This is a genomic window from Actinomadura sp. NPDC047616 (assembly GCF_040642915.1).
Lineage (GTDB): Bacteria > Actinomycetota > Actinomycetes > Streptosporangiales > Streptosporangiaceae > Spirillospora > Spirillospora miaoliensis.
The window spans coordinates 248,779-269,525 of sequence record NZ_JBEYTB010000009.1 but is presented as its reverse complement, the minus strand read 5'-3'; the positions used below and the strand labels follow the sequence as shown (position 1 = coordinate 269,525).

Sequence of the window (20,747 nt, the reverse complement as noted above, 5' to 3'; positions counted from 1 at the left end):
GCGTGCCGAGCGCGCCGCCCGGCTCAGGCGCCGGGATGCCCGTCGGAGGGCGGCGGCAGGACGTCCTCGGGGGCGGGTGGGCGCGGAATGCCGAACTCGCTGAGCACGTCGCCGAAGGTCCGCTCGCGGCCGCGCCGGTAGGCGGCGGTGTACGCCGCGTCGCCGAGGGCCGCGCGGGCGGCGCGCTCGGCGGCCAGCGACTCGGGGAACGACAGGTCGGGCATGCCGCGCAGCGCGTCGGCGGTGCCGATCAGCACGGCGGCGCGTTCGGGGTCGTCATCGGCGAGCGCGACGTGCGCCATCGCCACCAGCGCGGCGGCGACCGCCATGTGGTCGAACGCCTCCACCCCCTCGCGCAGGGCCTTCTCCAGACGGGGCCGGGCCCGCTCGGCGTCCCCCCGGGCCAGGTCCAGGAACGCGCGGGAGGTCAGCACGAGCGCCCGCAGCAGGCCGTGCGAGTGTCGGGCCAGCAGGTCCTCGGCGCGGGCCAGGCGGCGCGACGCCTCCTCCGGCTCCCCGGCCCGGCGCAGGAGCTCGGCCAGCTGCTGCTGGACGAGGCCCGTCCCCTCCTTGGCGCCCGTGCGCTCGGTCTCGCGGAGGGCGGCCGTCAGCAGTTCCTCGGCACGGGCGCGGTCGCCGAGCAGGAACACCTGGCGCGCCAGCGCCAGCGTGGCGTGCAGCCGCATGGCCGTGCCGCCGCCGAGCGCCTCGCTGAGCTCCATGGACTGCTCCAGCGTCGCGACGGCCTCGCGGCCCCTGCCCCGGCGCGCCTGCAGCTCCGCCCGCGCCGTCAGCACGAACGACAGGCCCCACCGGTCGCCGATCGCGCGGAACTCGGCGATGGACTGCTCCACGTGCTCCTCCAGCCCCTCGGTGAGGCCGAAGCCCATGCCCATCTGCACGCGGGCGAAGCGGGCGACGCCGCGCACCCAGGGGTCCGGGTCGTCCATCAGCGACTCGATCGCGGGGAACCGGTCGGGGTTCCAGCCTGACAGGTGCAGCTCCAGGGTCGCCAGCATCAGCCGCAGCACCGGATGCGACGGCTCCTCGCCGAGCTGCTCGCAGATGTCCCGGGCGCGCAGCAGCCACTGCGTGACCCGGGAGTTGTCCACCATGTCCAGGGACGTCATGGCGCCCATCGCCAGGGCCACCGCGGTGCTCTGGTCGGTGGGCAGGCCGGGCAGCCGCGCCACGTCCTCCAGCGCGTCGGCATGCTCGCTCAGGTTGCCGCGCAGGAACCAGTACCAGCCGAGCGCGGCGCAGAACCGCACCGCCAGGGCCGCCTCTCCCGCGGAGATCGCCCAGTACAGCGCGGCGTGCGTGTTGTCGTGCTCGGCCGCCAGCCGCGCCAGCCAGTCGAGCTGGTCGTGGCGGAACAGGCGGGGCTCGGCGGTCTCGGCCAGGCGCAGGAAGTGCTCGGCGTGCGCACGGCGCAGCCGGCCCTCCTCACCGGCCTCGGCCAGGCGCTCCAGCCCGTAGGCGCGGACGGTCTCCAGCATGCCGTAGCGGGGCTCGCCGCCGTCCTGTTCGACCATGGACACCAGGGACTTGCCGACCAGGCCGGTGAGCACGTCCAGGATCTCGGCGCGGTCCAGGCCGTCGCCCGCGCAGACCGCCTCGGCGCTCTCGAGGGTGGCGCCGCCGGTGAACAGCGCCAGCCGCCGCCACAGCGCCCGCTCGGCGTCCGACACCAGCTCCCAGCTCCACTCGACGACCGAACGCAGCGTCTGGTGGCGGGGCAGCGCGGTGCGGCTGCCCCCGGTGAGCAGCCGGAAGCGGTCGTCCAGGCGGGCGGCGAGCTGGGCGGGCGTCATGGCGCGCAGCCGGGCGGCGGCCAGCTCGATCGCCAGCGGCATGCCGTCCAGCGCCCGGCAGATGCGCGTCACGTGGGGGGCGTTGGCGCCGGTCACCGTGAAGCCGGGACGTACGGCGGCGGCGCGGTCGGCCAGCAGCCGGACGGCCGGGTAGGTCATCGCCTCGGCGGCGCCGGCGTCGGGGGGCGGCGGCTCCAGCGGCGGCACCGGCCACAGCGCCTCGCCGGTGATGCCGAGGGGTTCGCGGCTGGTGGCCAGCACGCGCACGCCGGGGCAGCCCGCCAGCACCCGGTCGGCGAGCCGGGCCGCCGCGTCGAGCAGGTGCTCGCAGTTGTCCAGCAGCAACAGCAGGCGTTTGCGCGCCAGGGCGGCGACCAGCCGGTCCAGCGCGTCGGCCTGCTCGGGCAGCAGCCGGTTCGCCGTGCCGATCAGCGCCGTCTCGCGCATGCCGAGCGCGCCGAGCACGGCGGAGGGCACCTCGGCCGGGTCGACGATCGGCGCCAGCTCCACCACCCAGACCCCGTCGGGCATCCGGTCGAGCATCCGCCGGCCCGCCTCGACCGACAGCCGTGTCTTGCCGGACCCGCCCGGTCCGGTCAGGGTGACCAGCCGCCCGTCGCCGAGCAGCTCGTCGACCGCCTTCAGGTCGTGGTCGCGGCCGATGAAGCTGGTCAGCCGGGCGCGCAGGTTGCCCTGGCGGCCGGGCTCGGCCTCGTCCCAGGACGTACGCGCGGGGACGCCGGACGACTCGCCGGAGGCGCCCTCGGCGGGCGCGCCGTTCGCGGGCGGCGGCGAGGCCGCAGCCGGACGCGGAGCGGCCGGGACGAGCCCGGAGTCGCGGCGGAGCACCGCCAGGTACACCGCCTCCAGGTCGGGCGAGGGGTCGACGCCGAGCCGCTCGCCGAGCAGGCTCCTGATCGACTCGTACTCGGCCAGGGCCTCGGCCTGGCGGCCCGCCCCGTACAGGGCCCGCATGAGCCTGCCCCGCAGCGGTTCGCGCAGCGGCTCGGCGGCGGCGAGGGCCTGCAGTTCGGGGATCAGCTCGGCATGCCGCCCGAGGGCCAGGTCGGCGTCGATCCGCTCGTCCAGGGCGGCACGGCGCAGCCCCTCCAGGCGGGCGGCCGGTCCGTCGGCGAACGGCAGCCCGGACGCGTCGGCGAGCGCCGCGCCCCGCCACAGCGCGAGGGCCGCGCGCAGCTCGGCGGACCGGGCGGACGGGTCGGCCAGGCCGTGGGCCCGGCGGATCCGGGCCTCGAAGTCGTGGGCGTCCACCGCCTCGGGCGGCACGGCCAGCCGGTAGGCGCCGCGGCGCGACTCCAGGCGGTCGCGCCCGGCCCCGGCCTCCTGGAACGCGGCGCGCAGCCGGGACACCAGCGACTGCAGCGCGTTGGGCGCGCCGTGCGGGGCGCGTTCCTCCCACAGGTCCTCGATGAGCCGTTCGGCGGGCACCATCCGTCCCGCCTCCAGCGCCAGCCGGGTCAGCAGCGCCCGCAGCCGCGCGCCCCCGATCTCGACGGGACGGCCGTCCGCGACCACCTCCAGCGGCCCCAGGATCCCGATCCGCACAGCCCGATTGTCCTCCATCGCCCCGACGACACGGCCCGACCCGGTGAACGACTCCATCGGGCCAAACTGGCACATTGCCGCAGCGGCGCCGCAACCGGAAATCGGCCGCGAACACCTGACGCCCCGGCGGCCGGTGGGCCGCCGGGGCGTCAGATGCTTCTGCCCGGGGTGTCGCCCCTGGGGGCAGGGCTCCGCCTGGGATCAGGCGGCGTTCTCCTTGGTCTTGGACTGGGGCGGGGCGTCGGCGAGCGCGGCCAGCTCGAAGTCGGCGCGCGGCTGCTCGATGATGCCCAGCGAGACGGTCTCGCGCTTGAGGAACAGCGCCAGCGTCCAGTCGACCAGGACCCGGATCTTGCGGTTGAGCGTCGGCACCCGGGAGCCGTGGTAGCTGCGGTGCATGAACCAGGCGGGCCAGCCCTTCACCCGGAAGCCGTAGGTGTAGGCGACGCCCTTGTGCAGGCCGAGACCGGCCACCGCGCCCACGTTGTTGTGGACGTACGGCTTGAGGGACTTGCCGCGCAGCGACCGCACCAGGTTGTCGGCGAGCACCTTGGACTGGCGCACCGCGTGCTGGGCGTTGGGCGGGCAGGTCATGCCCTCCTGGGTCAGGTCGGGGACGGCCGCGTTGTCACCGGCGGTGAACGCGCGCACCAGGCCCTCGACGGTGAGGTACTCGGTGGCCTTGACGCGGCCGCGCTCGTCCAGCGGCAGGTCGCTGCCGCGCACGACCGGGGCGGCCTTGACGCCGGCGTTCCACACCAGCGTGCCGGCGGGGAACCGGCTGCCGTCCGACAGCTCGATCTCGCCGTCCACCGCGGACTTCAGCAGGGTCTTCAGCTTCACGTCGATGCCGCGGCCGCGCAGCTGCTCGGCGGTCCACTTGCCCATGTCCGGCCCGACCTCGGGCAGGATCCGGTCGGCCGCCTCCACGAGCACGAACCGCAGGTCCTCGGCGGTGACGTTGCGCATGTACTTGACCGCGTGCCGGGTCATGTCCTCCAGCTCGGCGACCGCCTCCACGCCGGCGAAGCCGCCGCCGACGAACACGAAGGTCAGCGCCTTGCGGCGGATCTCCTCGTCCCCGGTGGACTCGGCGATCTCAAGCTGCTGGAGCACGTGGTTGCGCAGGTGGATGGCCTCGCCGACGGTCTTGAGGCTGATGCCGTTCTCGGCCAGTCCGGGGATCGGCAGGATCCGCGGCACCGCCCCGGCGGCCATCACCAGGTAGTCGTAGGAGATCCGCTCGGGCGGCCCGGCCAGCGGCTGCACGATCGCCCAGCCCTCGGAGTGGTTCAGCTCGGTCACGCGGGCGTTGCGCACGGAGCAGCGCGGCAGCACCCGGCGCAGCGGTACCACCACGTGCCGCGGAGAGATGTTCCCGGCGGCGGCCTCGGGCAGGAACGGCTGGTAGGTCATGTACGAGTTGGGGTCAACGACTGTGATCTTGACCTCGCCGCGCTTGAGCTCACGGCGCAGCTTCTTCTGCAGCCGCAGCGCGGTGTACATGCCCACGTAGCCGCCACCCACAATGAGGATGTGGGGAGCGCCAGGGGTCTCCTCGACGGTCCTGGCCATTCGCGGCCTCCTCTGTCACGGTCGGCTTGTGAAGACATTCACAAACTATCCGACCGGCGCGAGTGGAACCAAACGAAAACGACGGAAGAACAGCGGAAGTTTCCATGTCGTCAAATTGGAACGTTGAGGGGGTCGTGAACTTCATCACCTCTTCCCCTCGAATCGGACGGCATGGGACGTAGTTCACAGATCATCGCCCGGGCAGGGGATTCTCGCCGGGCACGCCGCCCGCCGGGGAGAAAAGACCCGTTCCACCCCCATCGAACCCCTAAGGTGGGGCCGGACGCGGCATGGGGACGCCGCCCGCCAGGCGCCGGGCCCCCGGGCCGCCCACGAACGAACCGTGAAGTTGCACCGAGTCCGGCGGGGCGCGGCGTACGATCTCGCCCGGGAGCGTAGCGATGATGAGCAAAGACCGGCGTCCGGTCACGGCCACCGCGGGCGCCGCGGCCGCCGTGGCGCTCGCCGGCGCGCTGAGCGGCTGCGGGCTGATCGGCCTGCCGCAGAACCAGAGCGCCGAGCTGGCCGAGTGGTTCACCGTGTCCAGCCCGGTGTTCCGCGATGGCCGCGACCTGCCCACGCGGTACGCCTGCGGGACGTACCCTGGCGGGCAGGGCAGGACCCCGCCGCTGCGGTGGTCGGGGACTCCGGCCGGAACCCGGTCGTTCGCGATCGTCATGGACGACGCCGACAGCGCCTACGTGCACTGGGTGATCGCGGGCATCGACGGGACCACGCAGCAGATCGTCGAGGGCGCCAAGCTGGACAAGACGGTCGAGGGACTCAACACCGGCGACAAGGTGGGCTACACGCCGCCGTGTCCACCCAGGAACGAGCGGCACCGGTACCGGTTCACCATCTACGCGTTGGACGTCCCCAACGACACGCCGCTGTTCCGCAGGGGCGCGTCGCTGGAGGACTCGCTCGGCGCCATCGCCGAGCACACGGTGGGCCGGGGCCGGATCACCGGGAACTTCGGGAGCGAACAGGCGCGTTGACCGTGGGGCCGCAGAGCGCAGAGGTCAGGGCCGTCCTTGCGGGGGGCCGGAGACGACAGTGGCGCGGGGGTCGACCAGCGGGTCGGCCGGTGCGCGCCGGGCGAGGGCAGATGTGCGCGAATGGTGTGACAACGGTCATAGCGGTCGGTCAGAATCGGTCTGTCGGTCAGAATCGGTCTAGGTCCCCGGGGACCGGACCGTCGGCGACCGGCCAGCCGGCAATCGGGACGAACCCGCGGGCCCCGCTGACGCGTCTCGTCGGGCCAAGGCATTGGGTGGTGGCATGACAACTTACATCGTGGTCTTCGGCCTGATCGTGGTCGTCGTCCTGGTGGTCGTCCTGGTGGCCCTGGGCCTGCGGGCCAGCCGGGCGGCCCGCGACGACGACGATGACTGGATGGCCGACGAGCAGCAGCCCCGCGGCGGTTACCGGTCCGGCGGCGCCCCCGAGGAGGCGCCGGCCGACGACGGCTACGGCTACGACGGCGGCTACGAGGACGGCTACGCCCAGGCGGCCCCCGGGCCCGAGCAGGCGCAGCCGCAGGGCCGTGGCGAGCCCCAGGGCGGCTACGACCGCCGCGTCGCCGGCGGGGCGGGTCCCCTCGCCGCGCCGACCCCGCCCACCCCGCCGCCCGCGGCGGGCGGCGACGCCGACGAGATGGCCGACGACGACTACTGGGCCACCATCACCTTCGACAAGCCCAAGTTCCCCTGGCAGCACGACAAGCAGGAGCACCCGGAGGTCGACCCGGCCGAGGACCCGCTGCTCGCCCAGGGCCACCAGGAACGGGCCGCCGGGCCGGGCGCCCCCGCGATGCCCGGCGAGCCGCCCATGATGACGCAGCCGGTGTCGATGGGCGACATGCCCGGCGCCCCCGAGCCCGTCCAGGGCGGACGCGGCACCGGTCCCCAGCAGGTGCCGCAGCAGCCGCCCTCGTTCCCCCCGGCCGCGCACCTGTCGGGCGACCCGGGCGCCACCACCCACCTGTCGGGCGACCCGAGCGCGACCTCGCACCTGCCCGGTGACCCGCAGTCGACCGCGAACGACCCGCTGCCCGCCGACCTCATTGGCCGCCAGGCCCAGCCGCCCTACGGCACCGGCCCTCAGGACCAGCTCGCCTACGGGAACGCGGACCAGTCGCCCTTCGGCCCGCCCCCCGGCAGCGGCGGCGCGGAGCCGTCGTACGGCGACTCCTACGGCGACCCGTCCTACGGCGATCCGGCCTACGGCTCCGGTGCCCCCGGCGTCGACCAGTCCTCGCCGTACGGAGGCGACCCGCTGGGCGGCGGCCGCCACTCCGCCGCGACCGGCCCCTCGCCGCGTCCCGAAGGCTACGACCGGCCGCTGTCTCCGTCCGGCTCCTCCGGGGCCCCGGGCGGCTCAGACGCCCTGGGGCTGCCCCTGGGCCGCACCGACGAGCACTCTATCCGCGGCCTGGGCGACCTCGGCCGCGCGCCGGAGCCCGCCGACCACGGCGGCTTCGGCGGATACGGCTCGACGCCGCCCCCGCCGCCCACCTCGCCGCCGCCCGCTTCGCAGCCTCCCGCCTCGCCGCCTCCCGCCCCCGCGGCCCCGGCTCCGTCGGCGCCCGCCGCGTCGTCCGGGGCGCCGTCGGGCGCGGGCGACGACAACAAGCTGCCCACGGTGGACGAGTTGCTGCAGCGCATCCAGAATGAGCGGTCGGCCGGGTCCGGTCCCGCGCCGTCGTCCTCCGAACCCGAGTCGTCCGGCTCCTCGTACGGCGGCAGCCCCCTGAACGACCCGCTGGGCGACCCGCTCGGCACCGGAAGCTCCTCCTCGTTCGGCTCGTCCACCGGCCCGTGGTCGGCGCCGCCGTCGTCGACGGGCACGGGCGGCTACGCCTCCGGTCAGGGCGGCACCGACGGCTACCCGACGTCGCCCGCCTACGGCGACTCGTCCCGGGGGTACGACGACCCGCTGAACACCGGGCGCGACTCCTACGGGTCGTCCTACCCGGGCACGGGCGAGCAGCCGTCCGGCGAGCCCGGCCGTTACGGCGACTTCAGCGGCAGCAGCTACAGCGGCAGCGACCCGCTGGGCAGCGACCCGCTGGGCATCGACTCGTCCTCGGGAACCGGCGGCACGCCCCCCGGCGGCGGTTTCGGCGACCCGGGCGCCACCCAGGCGTACGGCAACTACTACGGCTCCCAGCAGGGCTCCCCCGGTTCCCAGCAGGGGGGCCAGGACCAGAGCGGCTCGTACGGCGGCTCCTACCCCGGCAGCCCCCCGCGCGACCCCGACGACTGGGAAAGCCACCGCGACTACCGTCGCTGACGCGCCCCCATAACGCGCCCGTCCGCCCTTCGCAGGGCAGGCGGGCGCGTCGTCGTGATAGGGGGCGGGGGTGTAGGAGGCGACCGAGATCATGCTTCGATACGAAGTGTGACGACTAAAATACTCAGCGCGTCCGTCGTGCGGCGGGACCTGCCCGCGTCGTTTGTTGTGTTCCTGGTCGCGATCCCCCTGTCACTCGGCATCGCGGTGGCGTCGGGGGCGCCCGTCGCCGCCGGGCTGGTCGCGGCGATCGTCGGTGGCATCGTGGCGGGGCTGCTCGGCGGATCGCCTTTACAGGTCAGCGGTCCGGCCGCCGGGTTGACGATCATCGTGGCCGAGCTGGTCGCCACCTACGGCTGGCGGGCCACCTGCACGATCACGTTCCTGGCGGGGCTGCTGCAACTGCTGTTCGGGGCCAGCAGGGTCGCGCGGACCGCCCTGGCCGTGTCGCCCGCCGTCGTGCACGGCATGCTGGCGGGCGTCGGCGTGGTGCTGGTGGTGGCACAGTTGCACGTCGTGCTCGGCGGCAGCCCGCAGCGCTCGGCGGTGCGCAACCTGCGGGACCTGCCGGTCCAGTTGATCACCTCGCACTCGCGTCCGGTGCTGCTGGGACTGCTGACCATCGCGATCCTGCTCGGCTGGCCGCGGCTGACGCGGCTCGCCGGGGACGGGCGGGCCGGCGCGGCGCTGCGCTGGATCCCGGCGCCGCTGCCCGCCGTCGTGCTGGCCACGCTGGCGGGCTGGGCGCTCGGCTGGGACGTGCCGCGCGTCGACCTGCCCGACTCGCTCGTCACCGGCTGGGCCCCGCCGGTGCTGCCGCACGGCCCCGCGCCGGAGATCGTCGGCGCGGTCGTGTCGGTCGCCGCGGTGGCGGCCGTGGAGTCGCTGCTGTGCGCCGTGGCCGTCGACCGCGCCCGTCCCGCCGGCGTGCGCCAGGCCGACCTGGACCGCGAGCTGCTCGGGCAGGGCGCCGCCAACACCGTGTCGGGGCTGCTCGGCGGGCTGCCCGTCGCGGGGGTGATCGTCCGCAGCACCGCCAACCTGGCCGCGGGGGCGCGCTCTCGGATGTCGACCGTGCTGCACGGCGTGTGGGTGCTGGTGCTGGCGCTGTCGTGCGGGCCGGTGATCGAACGGGTGCCGCTGTGCGTGCTGGCCGCGCTGCTGGTGGTGCTGGGCCTGCGGATGATCGGCACGGCGCGGTTCCGGGACCTGCGGCACCACCGGGAGGCCACCGTCTACCTGACCACGCTGCTCGGCGTGGTGCTGCTCGGGCTGGGCGAGGGGGTGCTGCTGGGCATCGCGGTCGCCGCCGTGCTGGCGCTGCGGCGGCTGACCCGGCTCAGCGTGCACGTGCGGGAGGCCGCCGACGGGTCGCGCTGGCACGTGGCCGTGGAGGGGACGCTGACGTTCCTCGGCGTGCCGCGGCTGATCGGCGTGCTGCGGCAGATTCCGGCCGGGGCGGCCGTCGACCTGGACCTGAACGTCGACTTCATGGATCACGCCGCGTTCGACGCCGTGCACGCGTGGCGCCTGTCACACGAACGGCAAGGTGGCGGGGTCGACATCGACGAGGTGCACGAGGCTTGGTATGAAAGGGCTGTGACCGGCGAAACCACACCAACGCGCAAATCCTCGCCGCCTGCTCGCTGGTGGGCGCCGTGGGCGAACCGGCGGCGCCGTTCCCAGCCCCAGGAGCCGGACGCGCCGGAGGTCTCGGCGAGCGCCCTGCTGCTGGCGGGCGTGCGGGAGTACCACGGCAGCACGGCGCCGCTGGTACGGCCGATCATGGCGGAGCTGGCGTTCGAGCAGAAACCCGAGCACCTGTTCATCACCTGCGTGGACTCGCGGGTGGTGCCCAACATCATCACCGCCAGCGGCCCCGGCGACCTGTTCATCAACCGCAACGTCGGCAACCTGGTGCCGCGGCACGGTTCCCGGACGCCCGACGACTCGGTGGCCGCCACCGTCGAGTACGCGATCAACGTGCTGGGCATCCGCACCATCACCGTCTGCGGCCACTCCAACTGCGGGGCCATGGCGGCGCTGCTGGCCGGGGGCCGCGAGGTGGAGCACCTGACGTCCCTGACCCGCTGGCTGCGGCACGGCCATCACAGCCTGACCCGCTTCCTGGACGCCGAGGCCGCCGCCGGCGAGCAGGACGAGCCCCCGCTGACGCGGCTGTGCCAGATCAACGTGATGCAGCAGCTGGACAACCTGCTCACCTACCCCTGGCTGCGCGAGCGGGTCGAGGCCGGCGGGCTCGAACTGGTGGGGCTCTACCTCGACCTCGAGACGGCCAAGGTGCACGTGCTGGACCGGACCTCCGGGACGTTCGTGCCCGTACCGGACGAGGCGCCGGACGAGCGCGCCCTGACCTGAGGAAGGGGCGGGCCCTGGCAAGAGGGACGGGCGGGCCGCGCGACCGGCCCGCCGCCCCGTCCCCTCATCGGCCGACGAGCTCCTTCTCCCGGTCCTCGGGACCGCGCGTGTACATCCCGACCGCCCAGCGGTGCCGCCGCGCCCGCGAGTTGTGGGCGGGAAGGCGGGGGTCGTCGGACCGGGTGGCCCGGGCGAAGTCCGCCAGGAAGACCAGTGACGCCAGCAACGTGATGAGCCCGACAACGATCGCTACGACGAACATCGGCGCTCCTCTCTCGCGGAGCCGCCTCGGGACGGCCCCGCCGCCTCCGGCCGATCCCCCGAGATCGGCCGTACTTGAACGTTAGAGGCACCGTTTCGAATCAACTGTGTCGTATGACCCGAACTCGCCGCGAGAATGCACACTTCGGCGCGCGTTCGCCCCACCGTCCGTTTCCCGGCACGGTTCATTCGCCCCCGGGCCGCGGGAGCGGCGGACGAGTCGGCCTGTAGGCCGGGTTCTGTGCCGCCGCGGGAGCGGCGGTGACGGCCATCCATCTCGGGTCGCCGTTGCCGACGACCTCCAGCGGTCCACCCGCAGGCTCGGGCGGGCAGCCCTCGGACGCCTGCGCGGGAAGCGTCGCTTCCCTTCTTGACCTTGCTCCGGGTGGGGTTTACCGAGCCGCCCACGTCACCGTGGGCGCTGGTGAGCTCTTACCTCACCGTTTCACCCTTACCACCGGCGGTGCCGGTGGCGGTTTGCTTTCTGTGGCACTGTCCCGCGGGTCGCCCCGGGTCGGCGTTACCGACCACCCTGCCCTGTGGAGCCCGGACCTTCCTCGGCGGGGCGCGAGGCCCCGACGCGGCCGTCCGGCCGGCTCGTCCGCCGTGCCCCAAGCCTATCGGAGTCAGGGAAGGCGGGAGAGCGACGCCTCGATGCGGTCCGCGGAAAGGTCGAGGTCGCGCATCTCGCCGGACAGGTAGCGGTCGTAGGCGGCCATGTCGAGGTGGCCGTGGCCGCACAGGGCAGTGAGGATGACCTTCTCGCTCGTGGCGTTGCGGGCCTCTTCGACGGCGGCGGCCAGGGCGTGGGTGGGTTCGGGGGCGGGGACGATGCCTTCGGTGCGGGCGAACAGGACGCCCGCCTCGAAGCATTCGCGCTGGGGTTTGGCCACGGCGTCGAACAGCCCCAGCTCGTACATGTGGGACAGCAGCGGGGCCATGCCGTGGTAGCGCAGGCCGCCCGCGTGGATGGGGTCGGGGACGAACTCGTGCCCCAGCGTGTGCATTTTCAGCAGGGGCGTGAACCCGGCGGTGTCGCCGAAGTCGTAGGCGTAGCGGCCGCGGGTGAACGTGGGGCACGCGGCGGGTTCGACGGCGCGGATGACGGGGTCCATGCGGCCGGCGAGCTTCTCGCGCAGGAAGGGGAAGAACAGCCCGGCGAAGTTGGAGCCGCCGCCGGTGCAGCCGACGATCACGTCCGGGGTCTCGTCGACGAGCGCGAGCTGCTCCAGCGCCTCCTCGCCGATGACGGTCTGGTGCAGCAGGACGTGGTTGAGCACGCTGCCGAGGGCGTACCGCGTGTCGTCGGACGCCGCGGCGACCTCCACGGCCTCGCTGATGGCGATGCCCAGGGAGCCGGGCGAGCCGGGGTGCTCGGCGAGGATCCCGCTGCCGGAGGCGGTGGCGGTGGACGGGCTGGCGTGGACGCGGGCGCCGTACAGCTCCATCATCGAGCGGCGGTACGGCTTCTGGTCGTAGGAGGCGCGCACCATCCACACGTCGAGGTCGAGGCCGAACTGGGCGCAGGCGAACGCCAGGGCGCTGCCCCACTGGCCCGCGCCCGTCTCGGTGGTGAGGCGGCGTACTCCCGCGCGCGCGTTGTAGTACGCCTGGGGGACGGCCGTGTTCGGCTTGTGGGAGCCCACGGGCGAGACGCCCTCGTACTTGACGTAGATGCGGGCGGGCGTGCTCAGGGCCCGTTCCAGGCGCCGTGCACGGATCAGGGGGGTGGGACGCCACAGGCGGTAGACCTCGCGGACCTCCTCGGGGATGTCCACGTGGCGGTCGGTGCTCGCCTCCTGGGCGATCAGCTCGGCCGGGAACAGCGGCGCCAGGTCGTCCGGGCCGACCGGCTCGCGGGTGGCGGGGTGCAGCGGCGGGGGCGGCGGCGCGGGCAGGTCGGGGACGACGTTGTACCAGCGGCCGGGCAGCCTCGACTCGTCCAGCAGGATCTTCGTCTCCACCCCTCCCAACGTAGGCCAGGCGGCCCGCGGGCCGCCTGGCCGGGGTCGGTCACAGATGGTGGACGTCGTTGAACGCGCGCAGCGTCGCCGGGCCGTCGTCGTACCAGTCGATCCGCGACAGCGACGCCACGTCCAGCTGCATCCGGTACATCGCCGACATGGGGGCGCCGAGCGCCGCCACCACCAGCAGCTTGATGGGGGTCACGTGGGTGATGACCAGCACCTTCCGGTGGCGGTGGCGGACCTTGAGCTTGTCGAGGGCGGTGCGGACGCGGCGCGCGGTCGCGGTGAAGCTCTCCCCGCCGGGCGGGGCGGCCGACGGGTCGGCCAGCCACGCCTTCAGCTCGCCCGGCCACCGCTCCCCCACCTCGGCGAAGGTGAGCCCCTCCCAGTCGCCGAAGTCGGTCTCGCGCAGGCCGTCCTCGACGCGGACGGGGGCGCCGGTCTCGGCGGCGACCGCGGCGGCGGTGTCGCGGCAGCGGCTCAGCGGCGAGGTGACGATCGCGTCGATCCCCTGGTCGCGCAGGGCCCGCGCCGCCGCCCGGGCCTGGGCGGCGCCGTTGTCGGTCAGCGGGAAGTCGCCGGTGCCGGCGAAGCGCTTGTCCACCGACAGGGCCGTCTCACCGTGGCGGAGCAGGAGCGTGGTGGTCGGGGTGGTGGTGGCGGACGACCAGGCGGGGGCCGTGTCGTCCTCCTCGGGCGGCGCGGCCGTGTCGCGGGACGTGCCGCCGGTCTCGCGGGTCCAGTGCTCGCCGCGGGCGGCGGCGTCCATGGCCTCGTTGGCCAGGCGGTCGGCGTGGGCGTTGCGCTCGCGCGGTATCCACGTGTACGACACCGACCCCAGGCCCGCGGCGATCTCCCGGGCCCGCAGCGCCAGCGGCACCATGTCCGGGTGCTTGATCTTCCAGCGGCCGGACATCTGCTCGACGACGAGCTTGGAGTCCATCCGCACCTCGACGCGGGCGGACGGGTCGAGGGCGGCGGCGGCGCCCAGCCCGGCGATCAGGCCGCGGTACTCGGCGACGTTGTTGGTGGCGGTGCCGATCGACTCGGCGACCTCGGCCAGCACCTCGCCGGTGAGCGCGTCGCGCACCAGCGCGCCGTACCCGGCGGGCCCGGGGTTACCCCGGGACCCGCCGTCGGCCTCGACGACGAGCCTGCGGCCCGGGCGTCCTCCGCTCACGGGCGCGCTCACAGCCCCGACTCGGGGGTGCGCACGAGGATGCGGCGGCACTCCTCGCAGCGGACCACCTCGTCCGGCGCGGCGCCGCGGATGCGGTTGAGGTCGACGGTGTTGAGCGCCAGGTGGCAGCCCTGGCAGGAGCCCCGGTAGAGCTTGGCGGCGCCCACCCCGCCGAACTGGCCGCGCAGCTTCTCGTACAGGCCGAGCAGGTCGGCGGGGACGTCCTTGGCGACGGCGGTGCGCGCGGCGCTGGTGGTCCCGGCCTCCTCGTCGATCCGCTGCCAGTTCTCGTCGCGGCGCTGGACGGCCTCGGCCAGCTCGGCCTCGGCGGCCTGGTGGTCGGCGCGCAGCGCGGCGGCCCGGCCCTCGGCCTCCTCCCGCCGCTCCATGATCTCCAGGACGACCTCCTCCAGGTCGGACTGGCGGCGCTGCAGCGAGGCGATCTCGGCCTGCAGCCCGCTGAGGTCCTTGGCGGAGGAGACCTGGCCGGAGTCCAGTCGCTTCTGGTCGCGCTCGGCCCGTGCCCGGACCTGCTCGACGTCCTGCTCGGCCTTGCGCTGCTCGCGGTCCAGGTCGCCGATCTCGGTCTCGGCGGCGACCACGGCGTCGCGCAGCTCGCGCACGCGGGCCTGCAGGCGCTCGATCTCGGCCAGCTCGGGCAGCGTGCGGCGGCGGTGCGCGAGCCGGTCGAGGGCGGTGTCCAGCTCCTGCAGGTCGATCAGGCGCAGCTGGGCTTGCGGTGCGGCTTTCACTTTGCTCCTTCGTCGTGCAGGCGCCACGCGTCGGTGACGAGCGTGGACACCCGGGTCTCCAGCTTGCGCGCGGCCTCCGTGGCGTCCGGGGCGGCCACGGCGGCGCGCAGGCGGCGTTCGGCGTCGGCCAGCCACGGCCATTCGGTCGCCCAGTGCGCGGCGTCGATCAGCGCCGGGCCGCCGTGCTCGGCGAACTCCGACGCCGGGTGGTGCCGCAGGTCCGCGGTGAGGTAGACGTCGACGCCGAGGGCGCGGGCGGTGTCGAGCAGGGAGTCGCCCGCCCCGCCGCAGACGGCCACGGTGCGGACGGGGCGGCCGGGGTCGCCCGCGGCCCGCACGCCCCAGGCGGTGGCGGGGAGCCCGGCGGCCACGCGGGCGGTGAACTCCCGCAGTGGCAGCGGTGCGGGCAGTTCCCCGACGCGGCCGAGCCCGCGGCGGGGATCGTCGGCGGCGGGGACCATCGGGCGCAGCTCCCCGGTCAGGCCGACGGCGCGGGCCAGCGCGTCCGACACGCCCGGGTCGGCCACGTCGGCGTTGGTGTGCGCGGTGAACACGGCCGTGCCGTTCCTGATCAGGCGGTGGACGAGCCGCCCCTTGGGGGTGGTGGCGGCCACGCCGTGGACCGGCCGCAGCAGCAGCGGGTGGTGGGTGACCAGCAGGTCGGCGCCCCATTCCAGGGCCTCGTCGACGACGGCCGCCACGGGGTCGACGGCGAACAGCACCCGGCCGACCTCCTGCTCGGGGTCGCCGCAGACCAGCCCGACGGCGTCCCAGGACTCGGCCCACGCGGGCGGGTAGATCTCGTCGAGGACCTGGATGACTTGGGACAGACGCACGTCCGCAGGCTACCGTCCCGGGCGGCTCCCGGCCGAGCCGACGCGGCTCACCCCCGGGCACCGGTTATCGTGGAAAATCCGTGGTCTCGGCGGTACGAGACGGGCCTGGTGGGCACGAACCACGTAGGCTCGGACGAACCAGTTTTCTCTTCCACCACTGGAGGTGGCGTGCACGGCCGTAACCGCACGGTTCCCGGTGCGCGGGTCAGCGACGCGCGTCCGGTGCGCGGGGGTTCCGCGAGAGTGTTCACGTGAAGTCGCCGTTCCGCCGCCGGCGCGGGCGCCTGAAGGGCCGTGCCGCCGACCGCGCGCAGGCCAAGGCCAGGCCCAAGCCGGAGCAGCACGAGGTGGTCGACTGGCCCACCGACGGCACCGGCAAGAAGTCGCTGATGGGCGCGATCCGCGGGGACGGCCAGACGGGCGCCGGGTTCGGCGGGGCGATGTTCGAGGACCTCGCCACCGTGTTCGAGGGGTCGAAACGGGTCAAGGTCGAGGAGCAGGAGCAGCAGAAGCTGCGCCGCCACGACGACCGTCTGCAGGCGGGCGGCGGCCGCGACGACCTGAGCACCGGCAAGATCCGCATCCGGCGTGCCGGGACGGGCCCGGACGGCGGCGACGAGCCCGCGAACGGATCCGCCAACGGGTCGGCGGCGCAGTCCGAGTCGGACGGCGCGACGTCCTCCTGACACCCCATCGAACACGCGTTCGATAACGGGTTATCGTGGAACGGTGAGCACGTACGTTCCGCCCGGCTGGCCCGCCCAGGTGCACCCGCCGGGAACCGAGCGCTTCGAGGACACGGCGATGACGTGGCTGCTCGAACTCGTGCCGCCCGAGTACCGCCGTTACGGGGTCCTGCGCCGCTACCCGGTCGCGCTGGCCCGCATGGCACGGCACCACGTGAGCGCGTCCGTGGACGCCGCGCGGGAGGGGTTCCGCACCGCGCGGGTCGAGCTGGGCGACCTGGTGCCGCCGCACGGGGTGGAGGCCGTCCTGGACACCTACCGCAAGGAGGGCGCCCGCATGGTGGCGCTGCTCCAGGCGATCGAACTGGTCGAGACGGCGCTGCGCGCCCGGGAGCGTCCCGGCGATCCGGAGTACCGCCGCCCGTTCACCCCGAAGATCTGATCAGCCCTCGTCCTTGCGCGCCAGCACGCGGTAGGTGTTCCCGGGGCCGGGGACGAGCGGCGCCAGGAGCCGGTCGAGCAGCGCGGCGGTGGCCCCCAGCGGGCGCGCGCCCGCCACGGCGATCGCGTACCTGACCCGTGCCGACGCGCGCGCCCGGCGCGCCCAGGGACGGCCGGGCGGCGGCCCGAACGCCTGCAGGGCGATCAGCGCGGCGGACGCCAGGTCGTGCCACTGGTGGGCGCGGCGCCGCTGGCGGGCGACGATGCGCATGCCGCGCGCGGTGAGGGCGCGTTCCAGGTTGCCGATGGGGATCAGGTGGAGGTGGCGGGGTTGCAGCCACCCCGCCCAGAACCGGCGCAGGAGCCGCCCGGCCGGGCATTCGGGGTCGGGCAGTTCCACGAGCAGGTGCCCGCCGGGCGGGAGCATCTTGATGGCGACGTCGAGTTCGGTGGCCGGGTCGGGGACCTGTTCCAGGTGGCGGTGCATGCTGATGACGTCGTAACGTCCGGCCAGCTCGTCCACCAGGTCGGTGAGGGCGCCGCGGTGGGGACGGCGGAGCCAGCCGCGTGCGGCCGCCTCCTGCACGCCGTCGCCCGTGTCCAGCCCGTCGAACTCGGTGTCGGGCAGGACGGCGCGTGCGGCGCGGCAGAAGTGGCCGTGGCCGGTGCCCACGTCCAGCCATGCGCGCGGGGCCAGGTGGGCGGCGACGGCCATGTCGGCACGGGCGGTGTGGACACGGCGCTGAGCGGCCAGGGCGTGTTCGGCGGACTCGGCGGCGAGACCGTCGTAGACGTCACGCCGGTAGAACTCCAGGCCGACGGTGTTGAGCCGGGGGTTCTGGAAGATGTGGCCGCACTCCCGGCAGCGGTCGAGCGTGAACCGGCCCGGCTTCGCCTGGATCACGTCGTCGGTGGTCATGTGGGGCTGCACGGCGCGGGCGCCGCACCAGGGGCAGTCGTCCCGGCGGGGGTGGAAGAACCGTTCCACCTCGTCGGCCAGGGCCGTGCCGTACCACTCGCGGGCGTCCGCCAGGGCCTGCTCACGCCGCCGTTCCCACGGGCAGGGCGCCTCCGCTAGGGTGCGCCACCAGTTCCAGGGCGTGAGGACCAGCCGCAGCAGGGCCATCCGGTGCAGGTCCCGGGGCGAGACGGGGACGCCGGTGAACACCAGGTAGGGGACGGCGCAGTAGACCGCCGCCGTCACCGCCCCCCATCGTGGCGCGACGGCCAGCGACGCCAGCACCAGGGCGTAGCTCGTCATCGACGCGCCGACCGTCCACCGCACCGAGACGCCGAGCCCACGCAGCCAGGCCCGCCGTCCCGCGCAGGAGGGGACCCGCCTGGGCACGCGGCTCGGCACGACCGCCAGATCGGCCGCGAAGACGTCGCCCTCCTGGGCACGGGCGTACTGGCGTAGGCGCAGGGTCACCGCGCCGTATTCGCCGGGGTCCAGCGCGCGGGGCCGGGTCCCGGTCCGTTGCAGGAGGTCCTCGTCGACGACGGTGGCGTATCCGGCGCCGTGCCCCAGGGCCAGCGGGTCGGTTCTGTAGGCGTGGCGGTCGGCTCCCCGGGCCAGGTCCAGCGCGCGTTCTACCGGCAGGTCCCGTGGGATCAGGTCGAGAACCTGGATGCCGTGGTGGCGGGCGTAGGCGCAGGCGGCGCGTCGCAACTGGCCGGAGACGACGGCCCCCTCCGCCAGCAGCAGCCCGTAGGACTCGTCGTGTCCGGGCGTGTCGGTGTCGTAGGAGCCGTCCCAGCGCAGGGAGCACCCGCGCCGCCCCGACACGGGCAGGCGGGGCAGCTCCCCCAGCCGGCGGCGCAGCCGCAGCGCGTTGGCCAGCAGCCCGGCGGCGACGACGAGCGGCAGCCAGATCACGCCAGTTTCTCCAGCCGGTCGGCGGCCGCGGCGGCGCCGCCCGCCTCGGCGAACGAATCCCGGACGCGCGCGGCGGCGGCCCGGTGGACGTCGTCGGTGAGCACCGCGCCGAGCGCGGCGCGCAGCTCCACCGGCGTGGCCATGCCGAAGCGGACGGCGATCCCCGCGTCCGCCTCGGCGACCAGGCGTGCGATGACCGGCTGGTCGTGGCGGATGGGCGCGACCACCAGCGGCAGCCCGTGCGCCAGGCCCGCGCAGACGGTGTCGTGACCGCCGTGGCACACCACCGCCGCCCTGCCCGCGGCCATGCGTCTGAGCAGGGCCGGTTGCGGGACGTCGGGGCGGACCAGCACGTTCGGCGGCGGCTCGGCGATCGCGCCGGGCGGCGCGGCGAACACCGCCCGCACGTCCATGGCGGCCACGGCCTCGGCGGCGACGCGCAGGAACCGCTCGGCCGCCGCGTCGTGCTCGGCGCCCATCGTCACCAGCACGGCGGGGCGGCCGTCCAGCCACTCCCAGGGGAAGTCACCGTCGCGGGGCCGGGGCGGGACGGGGCCGACGAAGGCGAAGCGGTCAGGGAAGACCGACACGTCGCCGACCAGCGCGCCGGTGGAGAACACCAGCACCAGGTGGTCGGAGAAACGCGGGTCGAGCAGGTCCTCGATGCCGTGGTCGAGCTGGAAGTCGCCGATCAGCTCCCGCACCCGCTCCTCGTCCTCGGGCGCGTCCCGCAGCGGCCGCGTGAACTCGAAGGGCGTCGCCGCCGAGGTCGCCCACGGCAGGCCGCGCAGGCGGGCGGCCACGGGCGCGGCCAGCACCTGCTGGTCGGCCACCACCACGTCCGGGCGGAACCGGTCGATGGCGTTGTCGACGCCGGGCATCATGGCGTGCCCCAGGGGGACGATGAAGTCCTCCCACATCGAGCGCAGGGCGGCGGGGCCCTCCGGCTCGTCCCGGGGGTCGCTCCGGCGCTGGGCGACGGTCTCGTCCCCGGCCGGATAGACGCGGGCGTTGCGCGGCGCCAGGGGCTCCACGGCGGCGCGGGGGCCGACCCAGGCGACCTTGTGGCCGCGCCGGGTGAGCTCTGCGGCCACGGCGACGGTCGGGGTGATGTGGCCCGCCAGCGGCGGTACGGCGAACAGGAACCGTGACGTCTTGGCGCTGTTCCGGGTGGAGGGCATGCCGGGCGTGGGGGCGGTCACCGCGCCCAGCGACGGCACCCGTACGCGACGCGCCCTCACCGCACACCACCGTCCGCGCTCACGGCCGAGGGCGCCTTCGTGCCCGCGTGGCAGGCCGGCCACGGCGACAAGACCTCCAGTGGTTCCGCGGCGGCCTCCCGCCCCACCGGGTGGGCGTGGCCCGGAAACTCAGGCATCTGCTGCGTCCTCCAGGAATTCCGCGAGCAGGCGCGTCAGCGCCGCCCGCGCCGTGATGTGCAGGTCGTGGCCGCCGTCCAGCACGTGGCGGCGGGACGCGGGCAGCGCCCGCCCCACCAGGTCGGCGGACCGGCGGAACGGTGAGCGGGACCCGACCACCGTCAGCACCGGCAGGTCGCCGAGCCCGCGCAGTTCCTCCGCCGTCACCAGCGACTCGGCGGCCAGGTCGGCCAGCACGCTCGTCTCGGTCGCCAGCGCCGCGGCGCGCTGGGCCAGGCACCCCTCCCCGTCGAACCGGACGAGGCCCTTGGCGGCCTTGAGGTCGATCTGGGTGAACGGCGGGTCGATCAGCGCGAGCCGGGTGAGCCTGCCGGGGTGCGCGCGGGCGAACCGCACCGCGACCGCCGCGCCGTAGCTGTGCCCGACGACGGCGAACGCGGGCAGGTCGGCCGTCAGGGCGGCCAGGTCGGCCGCCATGGTCGCGGTGTCGTATCCGGTCGGGGGACGCTCGCTGAGGCCGTGCCCCCGCCAGTCAAGCAGCCGCACCGGGCGGGTGCGGGCCAGGGCGGGGGCGACGGTGAAGTACCAGGTGGCGATGCTGCCGGTGAACAGCCCGTGCAGCATCACCACCGGCTCTCCGTCGTCGGTCCCCATGTCGACGACGTGGAAGCGCACGCCCCGCGCCAGCACGATTCCCATGACGGCGGGCCGGTCACAGCGCCGGCCGCGGACGCGGCCCGC

15 protein-coding genes and 1 other RNA gene are annotated in these 20,747 nt (G+C 74.7%); 5 read left to right on the top strand and 11 right to left on the bottom strand.

Annotation, left to right across the window (positions count from 1 at the left end; all coding sequences use genetic code 11):
* Nucleotides 1-23 precede the first annotated feature (23 nt).
* Complete coding sequence (locus ABZ801_RS22910) at nt 24-3,380, bottom strand: BTAD domain-containing putative transcriptional regulator (protein ID WP_360700966.1); 3,357 nt, start codon at nt 3,378-3,380, stop codon at nt 24-26.
* A 201-nt stretch (nt 3,381-3,581) separates the two neighbouring features.
* The gene (locus ABZ801_RS22905) at nt 3,582-4,955 is read right to left on the bottom strand and encodes an NAD(P)/FAD-dependent oxidoreductase (protein ID WP_344946916.1); all 1,374 of its coding nucleotides are present in this window, start codon (nt 4,953-4,955) and stop codon (nt 3,582-3,584) included.
* Between the two features lie 404 nt (nt 4,956-5,359).
* Between ABZ801_RS22905 and ABZ801_RS22900 the strand changes: the two genes are divergently transcribed.
* The 3 genes from ABZ801_RS22900 to ABZ801_RS22890 all read left to right on the top strand — a co-directional run bounded on the left by ABZ801_RS22900 (nt 5,360) and on the right by ABZ801_RS22890 (nt 10,628).
* Entirely contained in the window at nt 5,360-5,953 is a 594-nt protein-coding gene (locus ABZ801_RS22900; protein WP_360700964.1) for a YbhB/YbcL family Raf kinase inhibitor-like protein, read from the top strand.
* 283 nt (nt 5,954-6,236) lie between these two features.
* Nucleotides 6,237-8,249, top strand: coding sequence for a hypothetical protein (locus tag ABZ801_RS22895; protein WP_360700961.1), 2,013 nt, complete (start codon nt 6,237-6,239; stop codon nt 8,247-8,249).
* 108 nt (nt 8,250-8,357) lie between these two features.
* Nucleotides 8,358-10,628: a SulP family inorganic anion transporter gene (locus tag ABZ801_RS22890; protein WP_360700959.1), complete on the top strand. Its 2,271-nt coding sequence runs from the start codon at nt 8,358-8,360 to the stop codon at nt 10,626-10,628.
* Between the two features lie 64 nt (nt 10,629-10,692).
* Here ABZ801_RS22890 and ABZ801_RS22885 read toward each other — a convergent pair whose 3' ends face one another.
* The 6 genes from ABZ801_RS22885 to ABZ801_RS22860 form a co-directional block, all read right to left on the bottom strand.
* Nucleotides 10,693-10,890: a hypothetical protein gene (locus ABZ801_RS22885; RefSeq protein ID WP_344946928.1), complete on the bottom strand. Its 198-nt coding sequence runs from the start codon at nt 10,888-10,890 to the stop codon at nt 10,693-10,695.
* A 211-nt stretch (nt 10,891-11,101) separates the two neighbouring features.
* Nucleotides 11,102-11,489: RNase P RNA component class A (gene rnpB, locus ABZ801_RS22880), an RNA gene on the bottom strand.
* Between the two features lie 26 nt (nt 11,490-11,515).
* Nucleotides 11,516-12,853, bottom strand: a complete 1,338-nt coding sequence (locus ABZ801_RS22875; protein WP_360700956.1) for a TrpB-like pyridoxal phosphate-dependent enzyme — start codon at nt 12,851-12,853, stop codon at nt 11,516-11,518.
* A 49-nt stretch (nt 12,854-12,902) separates the two neighbouring features.
* Nucleotides 12,903-14,036 carry a bifunctional RNase H/acid phosphatase gene (locus ABZ801_RS22870; protein ID WP_360700953.1) on the bottom strand — a complete coding sequence of 378 codons (1,134 nt, stop codon included), beginning with the start codon at nt 14,034-14,036 and terminating at the stop codon, nt 12,903-12,905.
* Nucleotides 14,037-14,044: 8 nt separating this feature from the next.
* The gene (locus ABZ801_RS22865) at nt 14,045-14,788 is read right to left on the bottom strand and encodes a C4-type zinc ribbon domain-containing protein (RefSeq protein WP_360700950.1); all 744 of its coding nucleotides are present in this window, start codon (nt 14,786-14,788) and stop codon (nt 14,045-14,047) included.
* The gene (locus ABZ801_RS22860) at nt 14,785-15,624 is read right to left on the bottom strand and encodes a Nif3-like dinuclear metal center hexameric protein (protein WP_360700948.1); all 840 of its coding nucleotides are present in this window, start codon (nt 15,622-15,624) and stop codon (nt 14,785-14,787) included. The genes ABZ801_RS22865 and ABZ801_RS22860 overlap by 4 nt, the downstream gene beginning before the upstream one ends.
* 251 nt (nt 15,625-15,875) lie before the next feature.
* Between ABZ801_RS22860 and ABZ801_RS22855 the strand changes: the two genes are divergently transcribed.
* Both ABZ801_RS22855 and ABZ801_RS22850 read left to right on the top strand, forming a co-directional pair.
* Complete coding sequence (locus tag ABZ801_RS22855; protein WP_360700945.1) at nt 15,876-16,310, top strand: DUF6191 domain-containing protein; 435 nt, start codon at nt 15,876-15,878, stop codon at nt 16,308-16,310.
* A 43-nt stretch (nt 16,311-16,353) separates the two neighbouring features.
* Entirely contained in the window at nt 16,354-16,752 is a 399-nt protein-coding gene (locus tag ABZ801_RS22850; RefSeq protein ID WP_360700942.1) for a hypothetical protein, read from the top strand.
* Here the strand turns inward: ABZ801_RS22850 and ABZ801_RS22845 are convergent, their stop codons facing one another.
* The 3 genes from ABZ801_RS22845 to ABZ801_RS22835 all read right to left on the bottom strand — a co-directional run bounded on the left by ABZ801_RS22845 (nt 16,753) and on the right by ABZ801_RS22835 (nt 20,705).
* Nucleotides 16,753-18,627, bottom strand: a complete 1,875-nt coding sequence (locus ABZ801_RS22845; RefSeq protein ID WP_360700939.1) for a class I SAM-dependent methyltransferase — start codon at nt 18,625-18,627, stop codon at nt 16,753-16,755.
* Complete coding sequence (locus ABZ801_RS22840) at nt 18,624-19,868, bottom strand: glycosyltransferase (RefSeq protein WP_360700936.1); 1,245 nt, start codon at nt 19,866-19,868, stop codon at nt 18,624-18,626. The genes ABZ801_RS22845 and ABZ801_RS22840 overlap by 4 nt, the downstream gene beginning before the upstream one ends.
* A 129-nt stretch (nt 19,869-19,997) precedes the next feature.
* Nucleotides 19,998-20,705 carry an alpha/beta fold hydrolase gene (locus ABZ801_RS22835; RefSeq protein WP_344946948.1) on the bottom strand — a complete coding sequence of 236 codons (708 nt, stop codon included), beginning with the start codon at nt 20,703-20,705 and terminating at the stop codon, nt 19,998-20,000.
* Nucleotides 20,706-20,747 lie beyond the last annotated feature (42 nt).

Bases quoted from the DNA above. Each gene is read 5' to 3' on its own strand.
- ABZ801_RS22835 (WP_344946948.1), bottom strand. From the start codon at position 20,705: ATGGGAATCGTGCTGGCGCGGGGCGTGCGCTTCCACGTCGTCGACATG.
- ABZ801_RS22905 (WP_344946916.1), bottom strand. From the start codon at position 4,955: ATGGCCAGGACCGTCGAGGAGACCCCTGGCGCTCCCCACATCCTCATT.
- ABZ801_RS22885 (WP_344946928.1), bottom strand. From the start codon at position 10,890: ATGTTCGTCGTAGCGATCGTTGTCGGGCTCATCACGTTGCTGGCGTCA.
- ABZ801_RS22900 (WP_360700964.1), top strand. From the start codon at position 5,360: ATGAGCAAAGACCGGCGTCCGGTCACGGCCACCGCGGGCGCCGCGGCC.
- ABZ801_RS22895 (WP_360700961.1), top strand. From the start codon at position 6,237: ATGACAACTTACATCGTGGTCTTCGGCCTGATCGTGGTCGTCGTCCTG.